This is a genomic window from Ornithinimicrobium panacihumi (assembly GCF_052073805.1).
Classification (GTDB): Bacteria; Actinomycetota; Actinomycetes; order Actinomycetales; family Dermatophilaceae; genus Ornithinicoccus; species Ornithinicoccus panacihumi.
This window is the reverse complement of sequence record NZ_JBQGWG010000031.1, coordinates 1-15,655: the sequence shown is the minus strand read 5'-3', so window position 1 is coordinate 15,655 and position 15,655 is coordinate 1. Positions and strand designations below refer to the sequence as shown.

13 protein-coding genes are annotated in these 15,655 nt (G+C 74.3%); 10 read left to right on the top strand and 3 right to left on the bottom strand.

Translation table 11 applies throughout. The features are described 5' to 3' along the window. The first annotated feature begins 57 nt into the window (after positions 1 to 57). The 9 genes from steA (at position 58) to ACTMMA_RS17165 (ending at position 12,058) form a co-directional block, all read left to right on the top strand. Positions 58 to 1,203 (top strand): putative cytokinetic ring protein SteA, encoded by a 1,146-nt coding sequence (gene steA / locus ACTMMA_RS17205; RefSeq protein ID WP_441191338.1) that lies wholly within the window; start codon positions 58 to 60, stop codon positions 1,201 to 1,203. Continuing rightward, a complete protein-coding gene (locus ACTMMA_RS17200) occupies positions 1,200 to 2,420 on the top strand; it encodes a copper transporter (protein ID WP_441191332.1) in 1,221 nt (406 codons plus the stop codon). The genes steA and ACTMMA_RS17200 overlap by 4 nt, the downstream gene beginning before the upstream one ends. Further along, the gene (locus tag ACTMMA_RS17195) at positions 2,417 to 3,232 is read left to right on the top strand and encodes a hypothetical protein (protein WP_441191331.1); all 816 of its coding nucleotides are present in this window, start codon (positions 2,417 to 2,419) and stop codon (positions 3,230 to 3,232) included. The genes ACTMMA_RS17200 and ACTMMA_RS17195 overlap by 4 nt, the downstream gene beginning before the upstream one ends. Continuing rightward, positions 3,229 to 4,857: a lipid II flippase MurJ gene (locus ACTMMA_RS17190; RefSeq protein ID WP_441191330.1), complete on the top strand. Its 1,629-nt coding sequence runs from the start codon at positions 3,229 to 3,231 to the stop codon at positions 4,855 to 4,857. The genes ACTMMA_RS17195 and ACTMMA_RS17190 overlap by 4 nt, the downstream gene beginning before the upstream one ends. Further along, a complete protein-coding gene (locus ACTMMA_RS17185) occupies positions 4,854 to 6,005 on the top strand; it encodes a glycosyltransferase family 4 protein (RefSeq protein ID WP_441191329.1) in 1,152 nt (383 codons plus the stop codon). The genes ACTMMA_RS17190 and ACTMMA_RS17185 overlap by 4 nt, the downstream gene beginning before the upstream one ends. Positions 6,006 to 6,119: 114 nt before the next feature. Next, positions 6,120 to 7,811, top strand: coding sequence for a CTP synthase (gene pyrG, locus ACTMMA_RS17180; protein WP_441191328.1), 1,692 nt, complete (start codon positions 6,120 to 6,122; stop codon positions 7,809 to 7,811). Positions 7,812 to 7,839: 28 nt separating this feature from the next. Next, positions 7,840 to 8,445, top strand: coding sequence for an NUDIX domain-containing protein (locus ACTMMA_RS17175; protein ID WP_441191327.1), 606 nt, complete (start codon positions 7,840 to 7,842; stop codon positions 8,443 to 8,445). 298 nt (positions 8,446 to 8,743) lie between these two features. Continuing rightward, positions 8,744 to 10,585 carry an aspartate--tRNA ligase gene (gene aspS, locus ACTMMA_RS17170; RefSeq protein WP_441191326.1) on the top strand — a complete coding sequence of 614 codons (1,842 nt, stop codon included), beginning with the start codon at positions 8,744 to 8,746 and terminating at the stop codon, positions 10,583 to 10,585. Between the two features lie 6 nt (positions 10,586 to 10,591). After that, complete coding sequence (locus tag ACTMMA_RS17165) at positions 10,592 to 12,058, top strand: phytoene desaturase family protein (RefSeq protein WP_441191325.1); 1,467 nt, start codon at positions 10,592 to 10,594, stop codon at positions 12,056 to 12,058. A 15-nt stretch (positions 12,059 to 12,073) separates the two neighbouring features. On the opposite strand, the gene ACTMMA_RS17160 is transcribed toward ACTMMA_RS17165, so the two are convergent. The 3 genes from ACTMMA_RS17160 to ACTMMA_RS17150 are packed head-to-tail and all read right to left on the bottom strand — an operon-like array spanning position 12,074 to position 14,156. After that, the gene (locus tag ACTMMA_RS17160) at positions 12,074 to 12,859 is read right to left on the bottom strand and encodes a hypothetical protein (RefSeq protein WP_441191324.1); all 786 of its coding nucleotides are present in this window, start codon (positions 12,857 to 12,859) and stop codon (positions 12,074 to 12,076) included. Between the two features lie 41 nt (positions 12,860 to 12,900). Then, the gene (locus ACTMMA_RS17155) at positions 12,901 to 13,332 is read right to left on the bottom strand and encodes a hypothetical protein (protein ID WP_441191323.1); all 432 of its coding nucleotides are present in this window, start codon (positions 13,330 to 13,332) and stop codon (positions 12,901 to 12,903) included. Beyond that, on the bottom strand, positions 13,329 to 14,156 hold the full coding sequence (locus ACTMMA_RS17150) for a GNAT family N-acetyltransferase (protein ID WP_441191322.1): 828 nt from the start codon (positions 14,154 to 14,156) through the stop codon (positions 13,329 to 13,331). Before ACTMMA_RS17150 ends, ACTMMA_RS17155 begins: the two co-directional genes overlap by 4 nt. Positions 14,157 to 14,173: 17 nt before the next feature. On the opposite strand from ACTMMA_RS17150, the gene ACTMMA_RS17145 reads away from it, so the two are divergent. Next, positions 14,174 to 15,553 (top strand): replication-associated recombination protein A, encoded by a 1,380-nt coding sequence (locus ACTMMA_RS17145; protein ID WP_441191321.1) that lies wholly within the window; start codon positions 14,174 to 14,176, stop codon positions 15,551 to 15,553. Positions 15,554 to 15,655 lie beyond the last annotated feature (102 nt).

The following is a 15,655-nucleotide window of genomic DNA, read 5'->3' as shown; positions in this document are numbered from 1 at the left end:
CCTGCCGGACGCGTGGGGCGCGCGGGGCGCGCACGACAGCAGGCCCGTCAGGCACGGATCCACCAGCAGGTGGTGGTCGGCACGGCGCGCGTTGATCCCCGGACCAAGAACCTCACCAAGCGGCTCCAGCCCGGCGACATCGCCATCATCGACCACGACGACCTCGACCAGGTCAGCGCCAACGCCCTGGTCGCCTGCGGCCCGGCCGCCGTCGTCAACGCCTCGCCCAGCACCACCGGCGCCTATCCCAACCGGGGGCCGGAGATCCTGCTGGAGGCCGGCATCCCGATCCTGGACTTCGCCGGAGCGGCCGTCATGGAGCTGGCCGAGGGGACGGAGGTGACGATCGACGGGGACGACCTGCGGGCCGGCGACGAGGTCGTGGCCAGGGGCGTCCGTCTCGACGACGCGCTCGTGCAGGCCCAGCTGGCGGATGCCCGGGCCAACGTCTCGAGCCAGATCGAGGCTTTCGCGACCAATACCGTCGAGTACGTCAAGGCCGAGCGTGAGCTGCTCCTGGACGGGATCGGGCTGCCCACGCTGTCCACGGACATGGACGGGCGCTACGTGCTCGTGGTCGTGCGGGGCTACCACTACAAGGAGGACCTGCAGACGCTGCGGCCCTTCATCCGGGAGGCCAGGCCCGTCCTCATCGGCGTCGACGGCGGCGCCGACGCGCTGCTCGACCAAGGTCTGCGGCCCGACCTCATCGTGGGTGACATGGACTCGGTGTCCGACCGCGCGCTGGGCTGCGGGGCGGAGCTGGTCGTCCACGCCTACCGGGACGGTCGCGCGCCCGGCCTGGAGCGGATCGAGGAGCTGGGCCTGAAGGCCGTCGAGCTGCCAGCGCCCGGCACCAGCGAGGACGTGGCGATGCTGCTCGCCGACGGGCTGGGCGCCGAGCTCATCGTGGCCGTGGGCACCCACGCCACCCTCGTGGAGTTCCTGGACAAGGGTCGCAAGGGCATGGCCAGCACCTTCCTGACCCGTCTGAGGGTCGGCAGCAAGCTGGTCGACGCCAAGGGCGTGAGCCTGCTCTACCGCTCCCGCATCTCCAGCGCATCGCTCGTGTGGCTGGTCCTGGCCGGGCTGTTCGCGCTGGTCGTCGCCCTGAGCGTGACCCCCGGAGGGCGCGCTCTCTTCGGCGTGCTGGCCGTACGATGGGATGACGTCTGGGCCTGGATCGAGGGACTTCTTCGTTGATCGACTTCCGCTACCACCTCGTCTCGCTGGTGGCCGTCTTCATCGCGCTCGCCGTGGGCATCGCCCTCGGCGCCGGTCCGCTGCGCGAGGGCATCTCCTCCACGCTGGAGAGCGAGGTGGCCCAGCTGCGCGAGGAGCGCACCGACCTGCGGGCGCAGGTCGAGCACGCGGACCGGCTGGCCGAGGCCAAGGACGGGGCGCTGGGGCTGGTGTCCGAGCGCGTCACCGGGGGCACGCTCAGCGGTGTCCGCGTCGGCCTGGTGGTCATGCCCGGCGCCGACCGCAACGTGGTCGACCAGCTCGAGGGGAAGCTCGTGAGCGCCGGCGCGATCGTCGTGCTCATGGCCGAGGTCGACCCGCGCTGGGACGCGCCCAACCCGCCCGCGGACAGGCAGGAGACCCTGGACGGGCTGGCCGAGCTCGTCCAGGCCCCCGAGCCGACCACCGGGGTGGTGCCCACGGTCGCCACCGTCCTGGCCGCCACCCTGGCCGGGGCCGACCACCCGGCCCACCCCGGAGGCTGGCTGACCGTGGCGGCCGCACTCGAGGACGAGCGACTCGTCGACTTCACCTGGCGGGACACCGACCCGGCCACGGCGGGCACCCGCGTGGCTCCCGAGGCGATCGTGCTGGTGCCGGGCGGTCTGACCGCGGCCGCGGCCGCCGAGGGTGTCGGGGCGGAGGCGCTGACGCAACGGGTCGACCTGGTGGACGCGCTCACCCGGGTCGAGTCTCGCTTCGTCGTGGCCGGCACGGGCGGGGAGTCCCGCGAGAGCGACGGGGTCAGCCCGGTCGACCCGCTCGTCCACGCCGTGCGCGACGACGAGGACCTCGCCGAGCTCGTGTCCACCGTCGACAACCTGGAGAGCCCCACCGGCCAGCTCGCCACGGTCCTGGCGCTGGCCTGGACGGTCCAGGGCGAGCCCGGGCACTACGGCTTGGGGGACCTCGCCCAGGAGGTCATGCCCTCGGTCCCACCCGTCATGCCCCCGACGCCGGAGGTTCCTGCCCCTGGGCAGGACGACCTCCAGGACGGTGTGCAGGACGACGGACAGCAGGACCCGGGGCAGCAGGACCCGGGGCAGCAGGACCCCGGCGGTCAGGGAGCTGGTCAAGGGGCCGATCAGGGTGCCGGCCAGGACGACGGCGGGAGCGAGGTCGTGCTGCCCGGGGTGGAGCCGGGCCCCGACGACGCCACGGCCACGACCACGTCGTGAGGCGCACCTCCGCCCACCTGGGGTCCCTCGCGATCGCCGCGGTGGCCCTGGCAGGCACGTGGACGGTCCAGGATGTGGCCAGGCACGGCCGGCTCCCCGGCGGCGCCGCGCGGTGGGAGCGCACCAACCACGCCGGCGACCCCGTGACCCTCACCGAGGGTGTGGCCCTGACGGCGGGGACGGCCCTGCCGCTGCTCCTGGTCGATCCGCCCGCGACGCTCGCCGTGCTCGGCGCCGGAGCGGCGGGTGCCCTGGACGACCTGGACGGCTCGGCCGACGCCAAGGGCCTGCGCGGTCATCTCACGGCGCTGCGGCACGGGAGGGTGACGACCGGCACGGTCAAGATCGCGGCGCTGGGTGCCTCCGGCCTCCTGGCCACGGCCTGGTCCGACCGCCGCGCCGGCCGGCCCGTCGGTCTGCACACGCTCACGGGTGGGGCGCTGGTGGCCGGCGCGGCCAACCTGGCCAATCTCTTCGACCTCAGACCGGGGCGTGCGCTCAAGGTCGGCCTGCTGACCGGAGTCCCGCTGGCGGTGGCCGGCCGCCCGCCGGCCGCGTCCGTCGTCGGCGCGGCACTGGCGGCCCTGCCCGAGGACCTGGCCGGTCGGGCCATGCTCGGGGACACCGGCGCCAACCCTCTCGGCTCGGCCGTCGGGCTGGCCGCGGCCCAGGCCCTCGGACCGCGTGGCCGAGCCCTGGCACTCGGCGGCGTCAGCGCACTCATCCTGGCCAGCGAGCGGGTCAGCTTCAGCGCCGTCATCGACGGCAACGCCTTCCTGCGCCGGATCGACCGGTGGGGCCGGTCGGCATGACCGCGCAGGCGCCCACGCCCAGCCCGAGGCTGCACGGGGGAGGGCTGCTGGCTGCCGCCGGCCTGGTCGCGGTCGTCACCCTCGCCGCCCGTGCGGTCGGCCTCGTCCGCTGGCTGGTCTTCGCCAAGGCCGTGGGCGCCACCTGCGTCGGTCAGGTCTACACGACCGCCAACCTCGTGCCCAACGTGCTCTTCGAGGTCGCCGCCGGTGGCGCCCTGGCCGCGGTGGCGGTCCCGCTGGTGGCCGGTCACCTGCACCGCGGCGACGAGGATCTCGCCGACCGGACCGCCTCGGCGCTGATGACCTGGACGCTGACGGTGCTGCTCCCGATCGCGGCGGTCGTCGCGCTGGCCGCCGGCCCCATCACCCTCTGGCTCCTGGGCACACCCGACGGCTGCGACCCCCAGCAGGCCCGCTCCGCCGGCGCGCTCATGCTGCTCCTCTTCGCCCCGCAGATCGCGCTCTACGGCATCGGGATCGTCCTGGCCGGTGTCCTCCAGGCCCACCGCCGGTTCCTGGCCGCAGCCCTGGCGCCCCTGCTGTCCAGCCTCGTCGTCATCGGGGTCTACCTGGCCTACGGGGCAACCCACGACGCCACCGACCCCGGCGCGGCCCTGGACGGCAGCGGGATCTGGCTGCTGGCCGGAGGCACCACCCTCGGCGTCCTGGCGCTGAGCCTGCCCCTGCTCCTGCCGGCCTCCCGGCTCGGGGTGCGCTGGCGACCCACCTGGACCTTCCCCGCCGGCACGGGCCGCCGGGCCGGCGCCCTGGTGCTGGCCGGGGTCGTGGTGGTCCTGGGCCAGCAGCTCGCCGCGGTCGCGGCGCTCCTGCTCACCAACTCCGCCACGGGGGTGGCCGGGATCACGGTCTGGACCTACGCCCAGACGGTCTACCTGCTGCCCTACGCCGTGCTGGTCGTGCCCCTGGCGACCGCGGCCTTCCCGCGCCTGGCCGCGCACCGCGACGAGGCCGTCCGGGTCCTGCGCGGCGCCCTGACCGGGGCCGTCGTGGCAGCGACCGCGTCCGCCGCCGCGCTCGTCGCCGCCCGCCACGCGATCCGCGACGCCTTCCTCCTGCTCGACGTCGGTGCCGGCTCCGCCGGTCGTCCCACCCTGGAGGCGCTGGGGCCGACCGTCGCCCTCCTCGCCCCCGGGCTCCTCGGCTTCGCTCTCGTCGCGGTGGGCACCCGGGCCCTCTACGCGGTCGGCTCTCCGCGCCGGGCGGCGGCCGCGGCGCTCCTGGGGTGGGCCGTGGCAGCGCTCGTGCCCCTCCTGGCGCTGGGCCAGGGTGACGGCGTCGCCCACACCCTCCGCTGGCTGGCCGTCGGCTCCAGCCTCGGTATGACGCTCGGCGGCGCCCTCCTGCTCCTGGAGCTCCGCAGGGCCTGGGGCCGGGCGTCCCTCGCCGGTCTGGCCCGCGCCACCCTCGCGGCCCTCCTGGGCGCCGGCACGGCGCTGGTCGTCACCACGCTGGTGCTGCCCCGGGACACCGAGGGCTGGATCGCCACCCTGGGGTCGGGGCTGCTCGCCGGCACCCTCGTCCTGCTCTGCGTCGCGGCCGCCCTGCGGCTGGTGGCTCCCGAGGCCTGGCGCACCGTCGCCGCGCGGGTCAGGGGGCGACGATGAGGATCCTGCTGGTCACCGGCCTGGTCGCCGGGGGAGTGGGCCGTCACGTCGAGCAGCTCGCCGGCGGGCTCGCCGCGCGCGGCCACCGGGTCGTCGCGGCCTGCCCGGCGTCCGTCGCCGAGCGCTTCGATCTCGGCGTCCCGGTCGTCGACCTCCCCGTGGGGGAGCGCCCCCACCCGCTCCGGGACCGCACGGCCGTCGCGACCCTGCGCCGCGCCATGGGCGGCGCCGACATCGTCCACGCCCACGGGCTGCGCGCCGGTGCGCTGGCGGTGCTGGCGCGGCTGACCCTGCCCCGCACGGGCCTGTCCCGCACGAGCTCCTGCCACGGCACCCGGCCCCGCCTCGTGGTCACCACCCACAACGCCCCGCCCGACGGGAGGTTCGGGCGCGCGGTCTACCTGGGTATGGAGCAGCTCGTCTCACGCGGCTCCGACCTCCTCCTCGGGGTCTCACCCGATCTCGTGGCGCGGGCGGCCGGGGCCGGGGCCCGGCGGACCGGCCTGGCCGTCGTCCCGGCCACCCCGGCGCGACGGACCCAGGACCCGGAGCAGGTGCGGGCCCGGCTCCGGGCAGAGCTGGGACTGGACGCGGCGACGCCGCTGGTCGTCAGCGCCGGACGCCTGGCCCGTCAGAAGGCGCAGCACGTCCTGGTCGAGGCCCACCTGCGACTCGTCTCGGCCTGGGCGGGCGACACGACTCAGGCGCGGCCCGTCCTGGCCATCGCCGGCGAGGGGCCCGAGCGGGCCCGGCTCGAGCAGCAGATCCAGGAGGCCGGGTCCCCCGGCGGCACGATCCGGCTGCTCGGCCACCGCACCGACGTGCCCGAGCTCCTCGCCGCCGCCGACCTGGTCGTCTCCACCGCCGCGTGGGAGGGCCAGCCGGTCTGGCTGCAGGAGGCGCTGCAGCAGGGTGCCCCGATCGTGGCGACCGACTCCGGCGGCACCGGCATCCTGCTCGGGGACGGTGCCCTCCTCGTCGACCATGCCCACGCCGACCTGCCCGCAGCCGTCGCCACGGCGATGCGGCAGGTCCTCACCGACCCCGGCCTCGCGGGGGACCTCCGCCGGCGGGCGAAGGCCCGCTCCGCGCAGCTGCCGACGGTGGCGGACGCGGTCGAGGCGGCGCTGGCCGCATACCGTGCCTGAACCCGGCCGACCACCCACGGGAAGGTGCGCCGGCACGCGCCGGCGAGCGGGCTGACACGCCCCCGGCGATCCGCCTGCCACGGCCGTCGGTGGTGTCACGTAGACTGACAGCCCGTGGCGGAGACGACGAAGCACATCTTTGTGACCGGGGGCGTTGCCTCCTCGCTCGGGAAGGGTCTGACGGCGAGCAGCCTGGGCTTCCTCCTGCGGAGCCGAGGACTGCGCGTGACCATGCAGAAGCTGGACCCCTACATCAACGTCGACCCCGGCACGATGAACCCCTTCCAGCACGGCGAGGTCTTCGTCACCGAGGACGGCGCCGAGTGCGACCTGGACATCGGCCACTACGAGCGCTTCCTCAACGTCAACGCCTCGGGGCGCTCCAACGTCACGACCGGGCAGGTCTACAACGACGTCATCGCCCGTGAGCGCCGCGGCGAGTATCTCGGCGACACCGTGCAGGTCATCCCGCACATCACCAACGAGATCAAGGCCCGGATGCGCGCGGCCGCCAACGCCGGCGACGGCGAGCGCCCCGACATCATCATCACCGAGATCGGCGGCACCGTCGGCGACATCGAGTCGCTGCCCTTCCTGGAGGCCGCCCGCCAGGTCCGCCACGACATCGGTCGCGCCAACAGCTTCTTCCTGCACGTCTCGCTCGTGCCCTACCTGGCGCCCAGCGGCGAGCTGAAGACCAAGCCCACCCAGCACTCGGTGGCCATGCTGCGCCAGGTCGGCATCCAGCCCGACGCCCTGGTGCTGCGGGCCGACCGCGAGCTGCCCGAGGGCATCAAGCGCAAGATCTCGATGATGTGCGACGTCGACCACGACGGGGTCGCCGCCTGCATCGACGCGCCCAGCATCTACGACATCCCCAAGGTCCTGCACCGCGAGATGCTGGACGCCTACGTCGTGCGCCACCTCGGCATCCCGTTCAAGGACGTCGAGTGGTCGGCCTGGGACGCCCTGCTGGAGCGGGTGCACGAGCCCGAGCACGAGGTCGAGGTCGCCCTGGTCGGCAAGTACGTCGACCTGCCCGACGCCTACCTGTCGGTCACCGAGGCGCTGCGCGCCGGCGGCTTCCGCCACGACGCCAAGGTGAAGATCCGCTGGGTCCCCTCCGACGACTGCTCCACCGAGGCCGGCGCGACCAAGGCGCTCGGCGGGGTCGACGCGATCCTGGTGCCCGGCGGCTTCGGCGTGCGGGGCATCGAGGGCAAGATCGGCGCCCTGCGCTGGGCGCGCGAGCGCAAGATCCCCACCCTGGGCATCTGCCTGGGGCTGCAGGCCATGGTCATCGAGTACGCCCGCCACATGGCCGGCATCGACGGGGCCAGCTCCACCGAGTTCGACCCGACGACGATGGAGCCGGTCATCGCCACGATGGCCGAGCAGCACGCCTTCGTCGAGGGAGCCGGCGACCTGGGCGGCACCATGCGGCTCGGCTCCTACGAGGCCAGGCTGACCGAGGGCTCGGTCGTGGCCGGTGCCTACGAGGCGACCACGGTGACCGAGCGGCACCGTCACCGCTACGAGGTCAACAACGACTACCGCGACCGCCTGGCCGATGCCGGCCTGGTGATCAGCGGCACCTCGCCCGACGGCTCGCTGGTGGAGTTCGTGGAGCTGCCGGCCGACGTGCACCCCTACTACGTCTCCACCCAGGCCCACCCCGAGTTCAAGTCCCGTCCCGACCACGCGCACCCGCTCTTCGCCGGTCTCATCGGCGCGGCGCTGGACCAGCAGCGCTCCGGCCGGCTCGTCGAGGTGGAGGCCCGCCACCACCGCCACGAGCTGCCGTGACCGTCCCGGTCGCGACACCGCATACCCGATGAGCCTGGAGGCGCCTCGGCTCGGGGCCGACGACCTGCACGACCGCGTCGACCGCGCGAGGGTGCTGGCCACCGAGACCGCCTTCGAGGGGCGGGTCTGGGACGTGCGCCGCGACACGGTCGACCTCGGGCACGCCACCGTGGTGCGCGAGTACGTCGCCCACACCGGAGCCGTCGCCGTCGTCGCGCTGCGGGAGGACCGCGGCGAGCCGGAGATCTTCCTGATCCAGCAGTACCGCCACCCCATCGGCACCCACGACTGGGAGATCCCGGCCGGGCTGCTCGACGTCGAGGGCGAGGACCCGGTCGTCTCGGCGCAGCGCGAGCTGGCCGAGGAGGCGGACCTGGTGGCCGAGCACTGGGAGCTGCTGCTCGCCCATACGCCGTCCCCGGGCGGCCTGGACGAGACCATCACGGTCCACCTGGCCACCGGGCTGCGTGACGTGGCGGAGGACGCGCGCCACGAGCGCGAGGACGAGGAGGCCGGTATGCCGTGCGGCTGGGTCCCCCTGTCCGTCGCCGTGGACGCGGTGCTGGGTGGGCAGGTGCGCAACGGGCCGATGATGCTGGCCGTGCTCGCCCTCGACGCGCGTCGCCGCCGCTGACCATTCGTCCCGGGACGGGAACGATGGTGCGAGGCACCCGTCCGGGCCCGTAGACTGGGCCACCGTGCGCGGGGCGGAGTGACGACCCGCCGAGGCGAGGCTCACGGCATGCCTGAGAGACGGCATACCGGAGCAACCTCGACCGTGCACCGCGCGTCCGGCGTCACCGACGAGAGGCCGAGGTCTACTCGGCGAAGGTGTGGTGGCACCGCGACCTGGCCCCCGCCCACACCTCCTGGGCTGCCTTCCGAGAAGGGCAGCCCGTCCTTCTCGGAACACGACCGAGAGGAGACCTCACATGCTTCGCACCCACGAGGCCGGGACCCTGCGCCCGGAGCACGTCGGGACCACCGTCACCCTCACCGGCTGGGTGGCCCGACGCCGCGACCACGGCGGCGTCGCCTTCATCGACCTGCGGGACGCCAGCGGCGTCGTCCAGGTCGTCGCCCGCGACGAGGTGCTGACGGGGACCGCGCACGACCTGCGCAGCGAGTACTGCGTCAAGGTGACCGGTGAGATCACCGCGCGCGCCGACAAGGACGTCAACCCCGAGCTGCCCACCGGCGGCATCGACGTCGTCGCCAGCCAGATCGAGGTGCTGTCCGAGGCGGCGCCGCTGCCCTTCCAGATCGACGAGCGGGTCACGGTCGGCGAGGAGGCGCGGCTGCGCCACCGCTACCTGGACCTGCGTCGCCCCGGCGCGAGCTCGGCCGGGCAGAACCTGCGCCTGCGCTCCAAGGTCAACAAGGCGGCGCGCGACCTGCTCGACGAGCGCAACTTCGTCGAGATCGAGACCCCGACGCTGACCCGGTCCACCCCCGAGGGTGCCCGCGACTTCCTGGTCCCGGCGCGCCTGCAGCCGGGCAGCTGGTACGCCCTGCCGCAGAGCCCGCAGCTGTTCAAGCAGCTGCTCATGGTCTCGGGCATGGAGCGCTACTACCAGATCGCGCGCTGCTACCGCGACGAGGACTTCCGCGCCGACCGGCAGCCGGAGTTCACCCAGCTCGACATCGAGATGAGCTTCGTCGAGCAGGAGGACGTCCTGGAGCTCGGTGAGGCGATCGCCAAGGCGGTCTGGGCGGTCAAGGGGATCGAGTTGAGCACGCCCTTCCCGCGGATGACCTACGCCGAGGCGATGCGGCGCTACGGCACCGACAAGCCCGACCTGCGCTTCGACCTCGAGCTGGTCGAGTGCACGGACTACTTCACGGACACCCCGTTCCGGGTGTTCCAGGCCGAGTACGTCGGCGCGGTCGTCATGCCCGGCGGCGGCTCCCAGCCGCGCCGGCAGTTCGACGCCTGGCAGGAGTGGGCCAAGCAGCGCGGCGCGCGTGGCCTGGCCTACGTGACCGTGGGTGAGGACGGCGAACTGGGCGGGCCGGTCGCCAAGAACCTGTCCGACGCCGAGCGCGACGGGCTCGTGGCGCACGTGGGCGCGCAGCCGGGCGACTGCGTCTTCTTCGCCGCGGGGGACACCAAGGCCTCGCGCGGCCTGCTGGGCGCGGCCCGGCTGGAGATCGGCCGTCGTGTCGGCCTCATCGACGAGTCGGCGTGGAGCTTCCTGTGGGTCGTCGACGCGCCGCTGTTCGAGCCGGCCGGTGACGCGGTCGCGGCGGGCGACGTGGCGGTCGGCGCGGGTGCGTGGACCGCGGTGCACCACGCCTTCACCTCGCCCAAGGCGGAGTATGTCGACTCCCTCGAGTCCGACCCGGGCGCGGTGCTGGCCTATGCCTACGACATGGTCTGCAACGGCAACGAGATCGGTGGTGGCTCGATCCGTATCCACCGCCGGGACGTCCAGGAACGTGTCTTCGCGATCATGGGCCTGTCCCCGGAGCAGGCGCAGGAGAAGTTCGGCTTCCTGCTCGAGGCGTTCAAGTACGGCGCGCCCCCGCACGGCGGCATCGCCTTCGGCTGGGACCGGATCGTGGCCCTGCTGGCCGGCAGCGAGTCGATCCGCGACGTCATCGCCTTCCCCAAGTCCGGCGGCGGATTCGACCCGCTGACGGCCGCGCCCGCGCCGATCACCCCGGAGCAGCGCAAGGAGGCCGGTGTCGACGCCAGGCCGGAGCCCAAGGGCGAGGGCGGCACGGTGCCGGCACCGCAGGGCGCCGACGAGGTCGCTCCGAAGCAGAGCTGACCACCCGTGACGCGCGACGTGGTGATCGTCGGCGCGGGCCCCAACGGGCTCGCGGCGGCGGTCACCCTCGCGCGCGCCGGGCTCTCCGTCACGGTGCTGGAGGGCCAGCCGACGCCGGGCGGAGGGGCCCGGACCCTGCCGCTCGTGGGGGAGCGGGTCGGGGAGGCTGAAGGGCTGCTGCGCGACGTCTGTGCCGCAGTGCCCGCCGCCGCCCCGACCTCGCCGTTCTTCGCCGAGTTCGACCTCCCGTCCCGAGGGGTCGAGCTGGTCGTGCCGGAGGTGTCCTACGCCCAGCCGCTGGACGAAGGCCGTGCCGGGGTGGCCTGGCGGGACCTGGGCCGCACGGTCGAGGGGCTGGGGATCGATGGTGCCGCGTGGCGGCGGCTCATGGGGCCGCTGGTGGCGCACGCGGACGACGTGGCGCGGATCGCGCTCGGTGACAAGCGCTCCATACCGTTAGAAGGGCCGTCCGGCCTGGCCGCGGCCGCGGCGGCCTTCGCCCGGGCGGTGGGGGTGCTGTCGACCCGGGCCGGCGACCGGTGGTGGCGCACGGAGGAGGCGCGTGCCCTGATCGGGGGCGTGGCGGCCCACACCATCACCCGGCAGCCCTCGCTCGCCGCGGCGGGGACGGCCGCCTACCTGGGGAGTCTGGCGCACACGGCGACGGGCTGGCCGCTGGTGCGCGGGGGCATCGGGGAGATCACCCGGGCCCTGGTGGCGGACCTGGAGGCGCACGGAGGAGAGGTCGTCACCGATCACCCGGTCCGGACGCCGGCCGATCTGGTCCCCGCCCGCGCGACCTTGCTCGACACGCACGTGCGGGTCGCGGCCGGGCTGCTCGCCGAGCCCTACGCCGGACGGCTGCGGACCCAGCCGGTGGGGGCGGCGGCGGCGAAGCTCGACTACGTGCTGTCCGGGCCCCTGCCCTGGCGCCATCCCGACGTCGCGCGGGCGGGCACGGTGCACGTCGGCGGGACGGTCGCGCAGATGCGTCTGGCCGAGGCGGAGGTCGCTGCGGGGCGGCATGCGGAGCGTCCGATGATGCTGGTCAGCGACCCGGCCGTGCACGACCCCGCTCGGCTGGGGGCGAGCGGGCTGCGACCGCTGTGGGCCTACGTCCACGTGCCGCAGGGCTCGACCCTCGACGTGCGGGCGCAGGCCGACGCGCAGCTGGAGCGGTTCGCCCCCGGCTTCCGTGACCTGGTCGTCGACTGCGTCGTGACCCCCGCCGCCAGGATGAGCGAGCACAACGCCGCATACCCGGGCGGAGACATCTCCGGCGGGCTGATCACGATGTGGCGGATGGTGGCCCGCCCGACGCCCGCGCTCGATCCCTATGCGGTCGCCCCCGGCGTCTGGCTGTGCAGCTCGTCGACGCCGCCGGGACCGGGCGTGCACGGGATGAGCGGCTACCACGCCGCGCGGAGGGTGCTGCGGCATCTCGGGCTGCCGGTGCCGACGCTCTCCCCCTGAGGCGCCGGTCGGGAGTCAGGGGGTGGGGCGGCTGAGCCAGCGCTCCCAGGGCAGGAAGGCCGACCAGCACACGACCGTGGGCAGGAAGTGGATGCCCAGCAGGGCGAAGGTCGTGGCGTGGAAGCCGAGGAAGCCGACCACCACCAGCCAGCGCCAGCGCTCGCGGACGAGGAAGACGAGGGGGGCGGCGAGCTCGAGGGCCAGGGCGCCCCACTGCGAGACCCGCAGCAGCGCGGCCTGCTCGACGAGCAGGGAGTTGAGCGGATTCCCCCGCCGCAGGAAGGCCCAGGCCAAGGTGCCCGAGTTGGCCCATCGCACCAGGTCCCAGTCGTTGATGACGGCCTTGGCCAGCACCGAGCCGGTATAGGTCAGCACGGTGAAGAGCTGCACCATGCGCAAGGCCCAGCCGGCACGAGGATCTGCCTCCACCTGCCCGTAGCGGCACACACCTGCGGTGGGCAGCACCGCCACGGCGACCGCGATCGCCATGTGGTCGTGCGCCACATACCCGAAGCTCATCGACCACAGGCACCAGGTGAGATAGGTCAGCGCGAGCAGGGGACCACCGACGCGCTGCAGCCAGGCCGGGGCGGTGCGCCGCCCGCCGAGCACGAGAAGGGCTGCGCCGCAAACGATCCCGACGAGGACCAGCGCGGCGGACCAGGACGACGGGGCCGGGAGGTGGGCCAGCTCGGCCAGGGGGACCGGCTGGTAGAAGTCGGGCGTGTGCGCCCGGCCACGCGGGGTGGTCAGCAGGAAGAGGGCGTCGACCACGGCGAAGACCGCGACGATCGACCGCACCCACGCGACCCTCGCACGGGGCGTGGCGGGGAAGAACCACCTCACGGCTCCTCCCAGCGGAGCGCCAGCAGATCTTCCGGGGGCCCGGACCGGCCCCCGTCGACGAGGGTGTGCACGTGCTGGCGCACCTCGAGGGCGGTCACGTCAACCCCGGGATGGGCCCGCTCGTACGCCCCGGCCACGTCCGCCAGACCGCTGGGGTCCTCGGTGAGGCGGGGCAGGGCGAGCTCCAGCTCGACCCGGGCCAGACCGGTCTCCGACACCCTCAACGGGAGCTCTCGACGCTGCCCGTCGGCGAACTCGCCCACCAGGTAGGTGTCCACGACCTGGCCGTCGGGATCGCGGGCCACGCCGTACTGGCCCAGCATCCCCAGCGGCCACCAGTCGTCGTGCCCGCGGATCTGGGCCACGAGGAAGACGCTCAGCAGCACCGCCGTGAGCAGGAGTCGGACGACCCGCCCGAGGCCGGTCATGCCGGTCTCTCGTGCACCGCGTCCAGGAGCTCACGGCTGTGCCAGGCGCGGGCGGTCCGGTAGCCCAGCCGACGGTAGACGGAGCGGGCGGCACCGTTGTCGCTGAACATCCCCAGGGTGCTCGCGCCGTGCTGCGCCACCGCCCACCGGGTCAGCGCGGCCGAGACAGCCGTGCCCAGGCCGTGCCCGCGCAGGTCGGCGTCGGTGACGATGCCGGCCAGGTGGGGCACGCCGGTCTCCTCCGCCTCGGCACCGCCGACGGCCAGCAGGCGCCCGTCCTCGTCGCGGATCCCGACCCAGCGACGGACCCGCCCGGTGCCGATCTCGGTCCACACGCGGGGGTTGTGGGTGGTGGAGAAGGTCCGCAGCTCCGCGGCGTCGGCCGTGTCGTCGAGCTCGACCACGTCGCGCTCGCGCGAGGCCACCGGAGGCGCCGTCGTGGTCCACATCCAGTCCCAGTCCCCGCCCTGGCCCAGCTCCAGGACCTCGTGGGCCACCGGTCCGTGCTCCTGCACCACCGAGACCGACTGCGAACCCAGTCTGTCCAGGTGGCCGCCGTCGCGGAGCTGCGTCAGCGCCGCGCGGACCCGGTCGGCCTCGCCGGTGAGGTCCGCGGGGGTGAGGTCTGCTCCGCCGGCGAGCTGCTGCATACCCGGCCGGAGCGGAGCGACCCAGAACCCGCGGCGGCGACCGACCCGCTCGACCATCGCCACCCCCTCGTGCACCCAGACCTCGCCGCGGAGAGGATCGGGCAGGGCCCATCGGACCCAGGGGTCCTCGCCGGAGAGGTCGAGGAGCTCTCGGTGTCGGGTCAGGGGGTGCACAGGGTTAGCCTGCCACCATGTCGGACCTCTTCAGCGCGCCCGCCGCCGGCGAGCCCGGGGACAGCGCGGCCGGTGAGCTGCAACCGCCCCTGGCGGTGCGGATGCGACCGCGGAGCCTGGAGGAGGTCCACGGCCAGCGGGACGCCCTGCGGCCGGGGTCACCGCTGCGCCGGCTGATCGAGGGGCACGGGGGCGCCGCAGGCCCGCTGTCGGCGATCCTCTGGGGCCCGCCCGGCACCGGCAAGACCACCCTGGCCCACCTCGTGGCGCAGGCTGCCGACCGGCGCTTCGTCGAGCTGTCCGCGGTCACCGCCGGCGTCAAGGACGTGCGTGCCGTGATGGACCAGGCGCTGCAGGAGCGTAGCCTCTACGGGCGCCAGACGGTCCTGTTCCTCGACGAGATCCACCGCTTCACCAAGGCCCAGCAGGACGCGCTCCTGCCCGGGGTGGAGAACCGGCTGGTCATCCTCGTCGCGGCCACCACGGAGAACCCCTCCTTCAGCATCATCGCGCCGTTGCTGTCCCGCTCGGTGCTGGTCACCCTCACCTCGCTCGACGACGCCGACGTGCGCGCCCTCGTGGACCGTGCGCTCACCGACGAGCGCGGTCTCGCCGTATCCTTCACGCTGGACGAGGAGGGTATGGAGCACATCGTCCGGATGGCGGGCGGCGACGCCCGCAGGGCGCTGACCACCCTCGAGGCCGCGGCCGGGGTGGCCGACGACGACCGCGCGGCCGGCCGCGAGGAGGACACGCTCCAGATCACCCTCGCCCACGTCGAGCAGGCCGTGGCGCACGCCGCGGTGCGCTACGACCGGGCCGGGGACCAGCACTACGACGTGGCCAGCGCCTTCATCAAGTCCATGCGAGGGTCGGACGTCGACGCGGCGCTGCACTACCTGGCGCGCCAGCTGGAGGCGGGGGAGGACCCGCGCTTCATCGCGCGCCGCATCGTCATCGCGGCCTCCGAGGAGGTCGGCATGGCCGACCCGACGGCCCTGCAGACCGCCGTGGCCGCCATGCACGCCGTGGCCCAGATCGGGATGCCGGAGGCGCGTCTGGTCCTGGCGCAGGCCGTGGTGCACATCGCCGTGGCGCCCAAGTCCAACGCGGCCTACGCGGCGATCAACGCCGCCATCGCCGACGTGCGGGCGGGCAAGGGCGGGGCCGTGCCCGCGCACCTGCGGGGCAGCGGCTACGCCGGGGCGGAGAAGCTGGGCCACGGCAAGGGCTACCGCTACAGCCACGACGAGGAGGCGGGCGTCGGGGCCCAGCAGTTCCTGCCCGACGACCTGCTCGAGGCCGACGCCGACTACTACCACCCGACGGGGCGTGGCTTCGAGGAGCGGCTGGGCCCCCGATGGGCCGAGCTGCGCCGGATCATCCGCGGTCGCTGAGCGTCCAGGGGCGGGATGGGCCCGCCAGGTCGAGCCGGATCAGACCTGCCGGTCGGCAACCCCGGGTTGTGCGGCGAGATCCACGTCGACAACGGGGATCTC

What these genes read in the sequence shown, in the direction of transcription:
- aspS (WP_441191326.1), top strand. Translation starts at nt 8,744, where the DNA reads ATGCTTCGCACCCACGAGGCCGGGACCCTGCGCCCGGAGCACGTCGGG.
- ACTMMA_RS17145 (WP_441191321.1), top strand. Translation starts at nt 14,174, where the DNA reads ATGTCGGACCTCTTCAGCGCGCCCGCCGCCGGCGAGCCCGGGGACAGC.
- ACTMMA_RS17175 (WP_441191327.1), top strand. Translation starts at nt 7,840, where the DNA reads ATGAGCCTGGAGGCGCCTCGGCTCGGGGCCGACGACCTGCACGACCGC.
- ACTMMA_RS17185 (WP_441191329.1), top strand. Translation starts at nt 4,854, where the DNA reads ATGAGGATCCTGCTGGTCACCGGCCTGGTCGCCGGGGGAGTGGGCCGT.
- ACTMMA_RS17190 (WP_441191330.1), top strand. Translation starts at nt 3,229, where the DNA reads ATGACCGCGCAGGCGCCCACGCCCAGCCCGAGGCTGCACGGGGGAGGG.
- ACTMMA_RS17155 (WP_441191323.1), bottom strand. Translation starts at nt 13,332, where the DNA reads ATGACCGGCCTCGGGCGGGTCGTCCGACTCCTGCTCACGGCGGTGCTG.